Source organism: bacterium, assembly GCA_037128595.1.
Taxonomy (GTDB): Bacteria; Verrucomicrobiota; Kiritimatiellia; order CAIKKV01; family CAITUY01; genus JAABPW01.
This window is the reverse complement of record JBAXWB010000055.1, coordinates 1-10,989: the sequence shown is the minus strand read 5'-3', so window position 1 is coordinate 10,989 and position 10,989 is coordinate 1. Positions and strand designations below refer to the sequence as shown.

The window sequence follows — 10,989 nt, the reverse complement described above, 5'->3', positions numbered from 1 at the left end:
TGTATCTCAAGGTCCGCCGGTTCACTGATGGACGATATCTGCTGGCGTTCTTCAACCTCGGACACGACGAACTGGACGTCCTGCCGGTCATTTCGGCATTTAACATCACTAATGTCGAAATGATCGCGCGGGACGGCTCCTGGGAACAAATCGATTTTGCGGACGGCTGCCTCCAAACACCGCTGTTTCCTGCGCAGCCGAAGGTATTCCGTATTACCACGGCGATTGAGTCTCGGGCTTTTGAAAAGGAGGTGCGATCCAAATGAAAATCAGAAACCTAAGTCCGCAACAGATGTTTATTAAAACGGCATTGGAACATAAGCCCTCCTGTCGATTTACGGGGCGTTCTCCGGCGGCGTTTGCCGCCTGGAAGAAAAAAGTAAAACCCAGCGTATTGGCCACTTTGGGCAACTATCCAGAGCGTGTGGCGCCTGAGCCGGAACTGGTTGCGGAATGGGAGCAGGATGGGCTTCTAAAGCAACGCTGGCTGATAGAGGTTCAACCGCACCTTTCCGCGGCGTTCCTGATCAACCGTCCTTTAGGACTTGGCCCCCATGAGAAGCGCCCGGCCATCCTCTGTTGGCACGGACATGGCGCCTTTGGCAAGGAGCCGGTGATGGGGAATGAGTCCAGTCCCGAGTTGGTGGCCAACATCAAGGCCCACAATTATGATTACGGCCAACAGATGGCCCATGCTGGGTTCATAACTTTTGCCATTGATTGGATCGGGTGTGGAGAGCGGAATGATAGCCGGAAGCCCCACTACCTTTCCCATAACGGAGGGAGAGACTGGTGCAATTTGTATTACCTGCATGCCACCATGCTGGGGATGACCTCACTCTCGATCAACATTGCCCATGGCATGGCGGCCACGGATTTTGCCTGCACACTCCCGAATGTCGATTCGAAGCATCTGGGCGTCATGGGACTGAGTGGAGGTGGCACTATGACAACGTGGAGTCTGTTGTGCGACAAGCGGTTCAAGGCAGGTGAGATCATCTGCTACTGCGACCAATGGGCTTATTTTGGGATGCGGGATCTTAACTACTGCGGGATGCAGGTGGCGCCAGGCTTGTTTGCGTTGGTTGACCTTCCGGATTTGCAGGGACTGATTGCTCCGACCCCATTGCTACTCGACATCGGTCTGTATGACACCTGCTTCCTGCCGGAAACCACCCTGCCTGCCAGTCGGCGCGTCGGCGAGATATATCAGGCCGCAGGGGCGGCGGATAAGTTTGAAACCGACATCTTTCCGGGCGAGCATGGCTGGGGCGGAAATAAGTCTGTGGCGTTCTTTAACAAATATCTCGGATGATTTGGCTATGAAATCGAAACCTTTGAAATTGAAGATTGGTTGGGCTGAAGTCGACGCAACTCCTGTAGGGAAGGTGGATCTTTCCGGGCAGTACTATCATCGAATCTCAGATGGCATCCATTCACGCCTGACGGCGACGGCCTTGGCGCTTGAGTCGGAAAATGGTGAACAGGCCGTGATGGTTTCTCTTGAATTGGTGGGATTCCAGTCTGATTTTCAGGAGGAATTACGCACACGGCTTCGTTCGGAACTGCCTGATGTGGATGCGGCGAAGGTCTTCCTGAATGTCACGCACACGCATAATGCGCCTGGTGTAGACCTGATTTGCGGAATCGGCTGGCTTGCTGAATTGCCAGGGGTTTTGTCAGCGGCAGAATACCGACAGTTCCTGCTCGATAATATCGTCACCGCTGTCGGTGACGCCTGGCGGAACCGCCGTCCGGGCGGAGTGGCGAACGGTCTGACTTTTGCCAGGGTGGGACACTGCAGGCGCGCGGTGTACGCCAACGGTACGGCGGAGATGTACGGGCGTACCGATCGTGAGGACTTTGTCGGGATGGAGGGTGGTGAGGATTCCGGAGTGGATATGCTCTTTACCTTTGACGAAGCCCGTAGACCGACAGGTGTCATCCTTAACCTGGCCTGTCCCTCGCAGGTGATGGAGGCTACCTACAAAATCTCGTCCGACTTCATTGGCGAAACCCGGCAGCAACTTAAGCGGTGTTTCGGGAATGACTTCAAGACCCTCGGACAAATAAGTGCTGCCGGATGCCAGGCTCCCCGTGATTTGGCCCGGAATTACAAAGGTGAACCGGATTTCTGGCATACGGATGGAGTGGGGGAAATCGGGAAGAGACTCGCGGAAGCGGTCGAAAAGGCATGCCAGGTCTCAGCCTCGAAGATTCATTATGCCCCAGTGCTGGGGCATGAGGTCAAGTCCATCGCTTTGCCGCGCCGCCGAGCCTCGTACCAGGACTATGTCGAAGCCAAGAAGAAACTGGCCGAATTGGAGTCTGTTCTCACGGAGGATGCGGCATACCGCCAGTTCTGCGAGGAGGTTTCCAGAAACGAGAAGGTGCCCGGACGTCCGGGGCCCTATGACAGCAAACGGCATCACTTTGTGCTGATCCAGAATAACCGGGCTGTCATTGCCCGGTATGAGAGCCAGGATGCCTCGCCGATGTTCGATATGGAAATGCATGTTGTCCGGCTTGGTCCTGTTGTTTTGGTCACCAATCCGTTTGAGCTCTATCTGGATTTTGGGCATCAGATCAAGGCGAGGAGTGAGGCGGGGCAGACATTTATCGTTCAACTCTGTTGCGGTACAGGGGGCTATTTGCCCAATGCCAGGGCTGAACAACTGGGCGGTTATGGCGGGCTCATCATTAATGGCAATGTAGGTTCTGATGGTGGGAAGAAACTGGTTGATGAAACCGTTGCGGAAATCGGGAAACTCTGGAGCTAGACTTTGACAAGAAACTCAATATCGCGACCGATTGACGCTGTTGTGGCGGGTTATCTGGGTGTCGATTTGACTCCGGGATTTGCCTCGACACGGACGGTGGTTCCCTTTACTGAATTATTCCGCCCCGGCAAGCTTATCGAAACGGAAGGCTTGCATGTTTCGTTGGGTGGCGTTGTGGCCAATACGGGACTGGCGATGAGGCAGTTCGGGCAACGGGTTGAATTGATGGGGTGTGTGGGTAATGACGCATTGGGTGATATGGCGATGGCCCGTCTCGCGCAAGTTGGCGTGTCACGCGGGATTCGGCGAAACAGTCAGACAGGCACAGCGTATGGCCTCGTGATCGCCCCGCCGGGATCGGATCGTCTGTTTCTGGAAGACTCTGGCTGCAACGGCAGTTTCAACGCTGATGACATTGACTATGATGTCGTTAGTCAAAGCCGGCTTTTCCATTTTGGGTATCCACCCTTGATGCAGGCGTTATGGAAAAATGGTGGGGCTGAACTGCAAACACTTTTGGGACGTGTGCGTGAACTGGGCGTCGCGATTTCGTTAGACATGACCTTGCCGGATCCTGACAGCCCTGCCGGGAAGGCCGATTGGCAGGCGATTCTGGCTAACACGCTCCCGCACGTGGATGTTTTCGTGCCCAGTATCGAAGAACTTCTCTTCATGCTGGAACCGAAATGTTTCAGTCTTCTTCTTGCTGAGGCGGCTGGGGGCGATATGATCTCCGTCATTCCTCCTGAAGCCTATGCACGGTTATCGGAGCGGGTTATTGCGATGGGGGTCAAGATCCTTATGATCAAGGCAGGGCATCGGGGGGCTTTCCTCCGCACTGGCAACCTGGCAACCTTTAGTGCCCCATCTTCGGCCCTTTGCTTATCTGATCCTATTGGATGTTCGCGTGGGATATGGATATCGCCTTTCCCCGTCGAAGCCGGGCGTTTCTGCAATGCATCCGGCGCCGGGGATTGTGCTGTGGCGGGATTCCTGTCCGCCCTGTTGAATGGCGAGACAATCAGAGAGGCTGGAAATTATGCCATGATGGCCGGCCGGGATAATCTTTATGGCCACGACGCGTTGTCGGGTCTCAGGGAATGGACACATATGGCCAGTCTGGTCAAGGAATTGGAGAATTCGTTATGAACAAGATCAGGGTTGGGTTTGTGGGGTTTGGCGAAGTCAATACCCCGCGTGAATTCATTGACAAGAGGTGTGCTGATGCCGGCCGATTGCTGGAGCAACGGGGTGTGGAGCTGGTTCACACCGCGCCGGTCAGCGATGATCCTGCGGGCGCGCAAGCCGCGCGGGCTGTCCGGGAATTGAAGGCTGGCGGAGACTTCGACCTGTTGATCGTCTGTGTTGCAGGTTGGATACCGTCTTGGGCTGTCTTCTCAGTGATCGAGCCCTTCAAGCACAAGCCGATCCTGCTTTGGGGTTTGACCGGTTGGCAGGAGGGGGATCGTTTTGTCACCACCGCCGATCAGGCTGGTACGACGGCGCTCCGCAAGCCGATGGCCGACATGGGCTACACCTTTAAGTATGTGGTCACCTATCTAGGGCAGTCACCCCGAGTCGATGAGATCATGAGTTATGCCCGCGCCGCTCAAACTGCAATGTTGCTGAAGTCCGCCAAGATCGGCATGGCGGGGTATCGCGATATGCGCCTTTACGGCACGATGTACGATGGGGTTTCCCTCAAGGCGCAGATCGGCCCCGAAATCGAGCACTTTGAAGTTCTCGAACTGGCTCAAATGATCGCGAAAGTTGACCGACACGAGGTGGCACGGCTGGCTCAGGAAGTTCGGATGCGCTGGACGTTTGTCAAGGAACCGCAGCCTGGCACGGTTGAGAAGTCGGTGGAACTCTACCTTGCGATCAGCGGAAAAATCAAAGAGAGGGGATATCAGGGCTTTTCGTTCAACGACGTCGACGGTATCAAGAAACTGCTTGGTTTTGCCCCGGCAGGCGCGATGACCCTACTGCATGACGAGATGGAGATCTCCTCTGTACCGGAAAACGACAGTCTGGGTGCCGTCACTCAGTTAATGGTTCGGGGTCTGACTGGGCAGATAGCGGCCTACTTGGAGTTCTATGAATTCCTGGAGAATGGCGCCTTAATGGGCGTGCCTGATTATGTCCCCGGTGAGATTGTTGATGGCAAAGTGACGGTTATGCCGAATGCCTTCGGAAATTTTGGGGAAGGCCTACTGAACGTCTCCAAACTTAAAACCGGCCTTGTCACGTTGGCTCGACTTGGCTACGCCAATGGATGCTATTGCATGCACATCACCACGGCGGAAGCCCGAACTCCGAGCAATTGGGAAGAGGCCGGTTGGGCGCCGCCAGCGCCGCAACTGCCCAGCTTGGAAATGATCTTCGATTACCCCGTGGACGAGTTTGTTCAGAAAGTCATGAGTCAACACTATATCATTTCCTACGGTGACAACCGGGCCGTGTTGAAAGACCTCTGTATGATCCTCAAGATTGACGCAATATGAATCTCACTCAGCGCTACGGAGTCGCCATCGTTTTCGCTCTGGCAGGCCTCTATTTCTTTTCGTTTATCCAGCGGGTCGGGATACCGGGATCGATTTTCAACGATCTCCAGAGCGAAATGAATCTCGATGCGGCTGTAGTCACCCGGCTGGGAGCGATCTATCTGTTTATCTATGCCATCATGCAACCTTTTGCTGGAATGTTGGCCGACCGTTTCGGGGGGATCCGGGTGGCACTGGTGAGTGGTCTTTTGCTGGTCATCGGCGCTACGTTGTTTCCGCTTTCCCATAGTACGGTGGGCCTGTATTCAAGCCGCGCACTGGTGGGGTTGGGTGGCAGTGCGATGTTTCTGTGCATGTACAAGGAAGCCGACCACTCGTTTAGTGGGAGGCATTTCACAGTGATTGTGGGGTTTTTGTCGCTCGTCGGGTACTGTGGCGGGCTGGCGGGAACACGCCCGTTCCGGATGCTGGTGGATGGTGAAGGGTGGCGAAACGCCTGTTTGGTTCTGGCAGCGGGAACGGCGAGCCTGCTGGTGCTGGTATGGTGGTTGGGGCGGAAGGCGGATCACGAAGGCCGGTCCACACTGGATGGAAATTCCTGGGGAAATACGGTGGAGGTGTTGACCAACCGCTTGAATTACCCGGTGCTGATCGCCTATTCGTTTAGCATGTCCGTAACGCTCTGTCTTCAAATGACTATTGGGCAGAAATTTATCGAGGATATTTGCGGTGTCACAGCCTCGAATGCCTCCAAACTGACATTCACCATGATGTTGTTCACGTTGGCCGCATTGCCGCTTTGTGGCGTTATCAGCAAAAAGTTCCATCATCGACGCAACCCCTTTTTGATATTTGTTGCAGTTACGGCCGTCACGGGGATGTTGCTCATTCTGGTGGGAATCCACTACACGATGCCTCCCTGGTATTTCCTTTGCGCCTTTATTCCACCAGCGCTGGGTTCGGGTTGTGCACCGGTCATCCTGTCAATGATGAAAGAACAAAATCCCTCAAAAGCCGTGGCTACTTCCGTTGGGATGTTGAACACTGCAGCGTACGTGATGATTGCTGTAACCGCGCAACTGACTGGCATGGTGCTGGATTTGTTTAATCATCAAGCGGTTGTTTCCGCCAAGGCCAGGATCTATCCTCCCTCCGCCTATGTCGTCCTGTTTAGTATCCTTCTGGCACTCTCATTGGTTGCCCTGATTGCATCATTCTTTAGTCGTGAGATTAGGCCACGCAACATACTGGTGGATGGTCGGCCATTTTAAGCTACAGCACCCATAATGAATAAACTGTCTTGTTTGACTTCAAAATCACTGGATGCCGTGGCCTTCGACTCATGGCACTGAATCGATGCGGTCTTTGCCAACACACCGGCGGGCGAGTTGCAACAGGCGTGGAGGGCTGATTCTGAGCCCGGTTTCCGCCCCATGCGCGTGAAAAAGACGCCGGAGGGACAGGAAGACCGTCCCTCTTGAATGTTGTGCTCAAGCTGTTGAGCATTGGTGTTTTTAAGAATCAGAAACTAATCGCGACGGATCTGTTGGCGTACTACGCGAGGGCCAGCATAGAGGGTATGCGAATTCAGATCCTCAATCCGGAATTAGGCGGACGGATAGATTTTATTCCACACGAATCGTTGGAACCTCAACTGGAGCGTTCATGCATATTCCTTGTTCATGAATCACGAGTTGTTGTATATTCGCGAACAAGAAGAGGTGGCAGACAATGAGCCAAGAGTTAATAGCGCCTGCTTTTACAAACTATCGAGCATTTGTGGCCTTAAACTTACGCATCATAAGACAGCCCATAAATTAGGGAATGCCGGGGTGGTGGCACTTCACTACCAGGGCATTGACGCTCGGTTTTGTGTTGAAAGCCGGAAGCAGATTACTACGACGGCTGTGAACATGATGCTTTCTGCTCGCACGCCGGAACAGTTCCGCAATCTCCTGCTCGTGGCTCCCGCAATTACTCCCGCTTGCGCCAAACTATTGAAGGCGCGGGATATCTGTTATGCCGATGCGGCAGGTAATTTTTTCCTGCATGCCGGGTCCCTCTATTTGCACGCCACCGGGCAGAAGATTCCGAAACATGGTGCCGAAGATGGCCTCATGCCGGTTCGACAGTCATTTGCCACGAATGCCTTGAAACTCATCTTTGCGATCTTGACCGATCCCGATTTGGATCATGAGCCAGCCAAGGCTTTATTGAATCAGAATTACCGGATTATTGGCAGAATTACCGGGACGCCGTTGGGGTCAATTGCCGCTACCATGAGTGCCTTACAGACGGGGGGCTATGTGGTAACCGGTGAGAAGGGTGAGAAATTGCTTCTAAACCGGAAGAAACTGATGTCCCGCTGGATTGAGGACTATGCGGCACGACTTCGTCCGCGGCTCGTTGGCGGGCATTATTGGGTTCCCTCCGCGCAGTGGTGGGTGAAAGCCGATATTAATGAGACCAATGGGTTGTGGGGAGGCGAGGTCGCCGGGGCCAAGTTGACCGCCTATCTTTCACCCGAGACAGCCACGATCTACTGTGATGATCTTTCAAGTGAATTCATCCTCCATGTCTCCTTGTACAAAGAACCTGTCGGGAAAGTGGAAGTCTTGCGACCATTCTGGGGTGCCGTGCCGTCGGCTTCGCTCCCAGACCTTCGGACTCTCTATTGACTCCCTATTGACCGCTACGCGCATCGAGTGTCACTTGCGCCTCCGCGCGCCGGTCGTACAACCTTCCTTCGTCAGGTTGACCGCCCGTCTCGCTCCATCGCAAGCACCACTCCATGGCGCTCCGCAATACAATACAAACCGGAGTGCTGCCTTCGTGTGCCCGTTCCGGGTCTCCGCTCGTTCCTCGCTCCCCACCCGGACCGGTCACACCAAGGCAGCCCCATCTCAGCGCGCCGGACGACCGGCGCTCAAACCGCTACGCTACGCCTTGTCATGGAACCTGCTTTGAAAGGCCAGGTTCCCCGCCAAGGCTTCGCTTCGCGGCCTTCGGTCTCTCTATTGACGCCCTATTGTCCAAGGCGCTTCAAAGGGCCGTTCGGATCGCCGCTTATTGTTCCAACTTTCACCCATGAAGCGTCCGCTTCGCGCTCGCGACCCCAACGGATCGTGCGCTTTCGCCGTCGCGCCATATTGCGGAGGTTCGTACCTCACCCCCGCAAAATGGCAAATACGCGACGGCTCGTGCTCGCAAAAGCCTCGCACCCGCGCACGAACCGTCGGGGTCGACTCGTCCCGCCGGAGGCGGGATCCGCCCCATGGGTTCAGTTTCCACAAACGTGTCGCCCGCCCGTCCCTTTCAAGCGCCAAGAACTCGCCTACGGCTCGAAGCCCTGCTTCGCGATTACGCTTCGCAGGGTCAGGTGCTGTCGGGCCGCAAGGTGCGTGCCAGTCACCGCCATCGGTCCGGGCTCAAAATTCCGCCCCGACCGCTGTCGGCGCCTGCTTCGCCCGCTAAAGCGGGGCACGCACCTTGCTTCATTGGCCCGCCAGCTCTTCAGAAGAGCGCGCCGGAGTACCGGCGCTTAACCGCTTCGCGATGCCCGGCCCGGCACCTGCGAAGAAAAGAAAAGGCCAGGTGCCGTTCCAGGGCATCGCTCCGCGTCCTTCGGTCTCACTTTGGACACCCCATTGTCCAGGGCGCTTCAAAGGGCCGGTCTCCTCGCCGCTTTATGCTTCAACTTCACCCCAAAGGCGGCCGCTTCGCGCTCGCGGATCCGCCGGGGCATACCGGCGGACCCGTCTCGTACCGCCCCGAGGGGCGGAATCCGCCTCCGTGGTTCAGTTTCAGCAACAGCGTCGTTTCGTCCGGTCCTTTCAAGCGCCAAGAAATAACTCGGTCGGCAGGTGCCGCCCTCGAAGTCCCGCTTCGCGGGATCGGTGATGGCGCACCGCGGACTGACATTCCATCACCCGCCATCGGTCCGGGCTCAAAGTTCCGCCCCGACCGCTGTCGGCCGCTGGAATGCCATCCGCAAAATGCTGCGCCATCCTCAAAGAAGAGCGCGGCGGGCGGCCCTGATCAACGCTGTTTCCCCCCTCAGTTTTCCCCCTTTGGAAACCCCCTTTCCAGATCCCCCCTTCAAACTCGAACACGCCAAAGGGGGAAAACCGCAGGGGGCAACAGCGCGGCGTCTCCACCGGCGCGGCTGAAGAAACCGCGGGGCCCCTCTCTCCCCGCGGAGCCGCGCCACGCCGCCCTTCGGGTTGACAGGGCCACTCCGCCGCTTGTCCCCCTTGCGCCGAGGCCCCCGAGGGGCCGGGCGCTGGGAAAGGGCCGCCGTGCGGTTCGCGCGCTCACCACCACTCTGGCCCTTCCTGGAGTTCGCAGGCTTACCCTTTGATAAGAGCGGCGGTAGCCTTAGCCCCCTTGCGCCTTATCGCCCCCAGAGGGGGCGGGCGCGCTGGTTTGCTGGGCGCGCCGGCCTTCGCGCGCGAGCGCCCTCGCAAACTATGGAAGGGGGACACCCCCTTACCCCCACGCGCGCGAAAGCGTCGGCGGCCGGCAATCCTTCATGCCACCGTGGTGAGTTACTCATCCCGGTTGTTATCAACAACACCATGGGCGCCGTCCACCGGAATGCCGCCTTCGGCGGCAGGTGGCTGAATCGACTTTACACCATTGTCACGCCAGGTAATCTCATCGGCAGTATCAGAAATCAGGCACTGTCATGGGGAAGCCAAAACGAAAACTTAGTCCCGCAGAAAAGGCGGAGAAGAAACGCCGTCGTCGTGAATTCATGACGGTCTTCATCAACGGGAAGCAGAAGCGCGTCAGGCGGCCGCCCACGATTGATGGCCTGCCAGTTGATGAGTTCATCGCTCGGAATGCTGATCCAATCTGGCTCTTTCAGAACGGGATGTACGAAGAACTCCACCACTGGGAGCAGGAACGCGAAAATCCCCAGCCGAAACCTGTCAGCGACGACAACAACGCCGACCACCTTGACGACAATCTCCCTTTTTGACGCAGGCCCTTCTTCCCCCCAGGCCCCCCTCATCATCAGGTGCGGGATTCCCGCACCTGAATCGCACTGGACACTGCTCCCTGCCATCTGCCCACTGACGATGGGGCACCCACCGTGCGTGCCGCACCGCGCCTGTTATTCCCTGAACGAAACTCCCGGAAATTCGGCGTAAACAGTTGCGATTCAATAGCTTTAGTCGAAAATGCGTTTTCTATTTTGTTCGGCTTTCAAGGGCAAAAACCCCAGCAATTCGCATGGTTTATTGCGAAAATGCCCTGTTTTTGACTGTTATTTTCACCGGTCTAACCCATAATTGCCCGGCTACCATCGCCGCCAACATACGTTACATACGCTTCTTTTTGACCTACGCACGCACGTACGCGCGCGTGAGATAAACCCTTTCGGGTTTTGAGAGAGAGAAGAATATTATTATCCCTGATATAGCCAGAGAGTTGGAAATGAGCGTATGTAACGTATGTGCCGGGTACCGCCGGATCCGAGATCATGAGGCTGAACGCCTGGCCGGTGATCAGGATTTTTTTGAATTCCGACATCCTCAAACATGGGTGACGAGAATGGAAACGTTATCCTTTACCGTTATCCAATAGCATCGTCGCGAAGAGTGAATGAGTGTAGTAGTCAATGTTTACAGGCATATGGTGGAAGTGGCGGAGAGGGAGGGATCACCATTGGACTTATATTTCCCTTTTAACCACCCTAC

The 10,989-nt window shown here is 55.9% G+C and carries 8 protein-coding genes; all 8 read left to right on the top strand.

What is annotated here, in order from left to right; all coding sequences use genetic code 11:
• On the top strand, positions 1–266 hold a 266-nt coding region (locus WCS52_19165), incomplete at its 5' end, for a hypothetical protein (GenBank protein MEI6169309.1).
• The gene (locus WCS52_19160) at positions 263–1,315 is read left to right on the top strand and encodes an alpha/beta hydrolase family protein (GenBank protein ID MEI6169308.1); all 1,053 of its coding nucleotides are present in this window, start codon (positions 263–265) and stop codon (positions 1,313–1,315) included. The genes WCS52_19165 and WCS52_19160, both read left to right, overlap by 4 nt.
• A 7-nt stretch (positions 1,316–1,322) precedes the next feature.
• Positions 1,323–2,780: a hypothetical protein gene (locus WCS52_19155; GenBank protein MEI6169307.1), complete on the top strand. Its 1,458-nt coding sequence runs from the start codon at positions 1,323–1,325 to the stop codon at positions 2,778–2,780.
• A 3-nt stretch (positions 2,781–2,783) separates the two neighbouring features.
• Positions 2,784–3,929 carry a PfkB family carbohydrate kinase gene (locus tag WCS52_19150; protein ID MEI6169306.1) on the top strand — a complete coding sequence of 382 codons (1,146 nt, stop codon included), beginning with the start codon at positions 2,784–2,786 and terminating at the stop codon, positions 3,927–3,929.
• Positions 3,926–5,284 carry a hypothetical protein gene (locus WCS52_19145; protein ID MEI6169305.1) on the top strand — a complete coding sequence of 453 codons (1,359 nt, stop codon included), beginning with the start codon at positions 3,926–3,928 and terminating at the stop codon, positions 5,282–5,284. Before WCS52_19150 ends, WCS52_19145 begins: the two co-directional genes overlap by 4 nt.
• Complete coding sequence (locus WCS52_19140; protein ID MEI6169304.1) at positions 5,281–6,555, top strand: MFS transporter; 1,275 nt, start codon at positions 5,281–5,283, stop codon at positions 6,553–6,555. Before WCS52_19145 ends, WCS52_19140 begins: the two co-directional genes overlap by 4 nt.
• Before the next feature lie 564 nt (positions 6,556–7,119).
• Positions 7,120–7,962: a type IV toxin-antitoxin system AbiEi family antitoxin gene (locus WCS52_19135; protein ID MEI6169303.1), complete on the top strand. Its 843-nt coding sequence runs from the start codon at positions 7,120–7,122 to the stop codon at positions 7,960–7,962.
• Positions 7,963–9,971: 2,009 nt separating this feature from the next.
• Entirely contained in the window at positions 9,972–10,268 is a 297-nt protein-coding gene (locus WCS52_19130; GenBank protein MEI6169302.1) for a hypothetical protein, read from the top strand.
• Positions 10,269–10,989 lie beyond the last annotated feature (721 nt).

What these genes read in the sequence shown, in the direction of transcription:
- WCS52_19160 (MEI6169308.1), top strand. Translation starts at nt 263, where the DNA reads ATGAAAATCAGAAACCTAAGTCCGCAACAGATGTTTATTAAAACGGCA.
- WCS52_19155 (MEI6169307.1), top strand. Translation starts at nt 1,323, where the DNA reads ATGAAATCGAAACCTTTGAAATTGAAGATTGGTTGGGCTGAAGTCGAC.
- WCS52_19145 (MEI6169305.1), top strand. Translation starts at nt 3,926, where the DNA reads ATGAACAAGATCAGGGTTGGGTTTGTGGGGTTTGGCGAAGTCAATACC.
- WCS52_19140 (MEI6169304.1), top strand. Translation starts at nt 5,281, where the DNA reads ATGAATCTCACTCAGCGCTACGGAGTCGCCATCGTTTTCGCTCTGGCA.
- WCS52_19130 (MEI6169302.1), top strand. Translation starts at nt 9,972, where the DNA reads ATGGGGAAGCCAAAACGAAAACTTAGTCCCGCAGAAAAGGCGGAGAAG.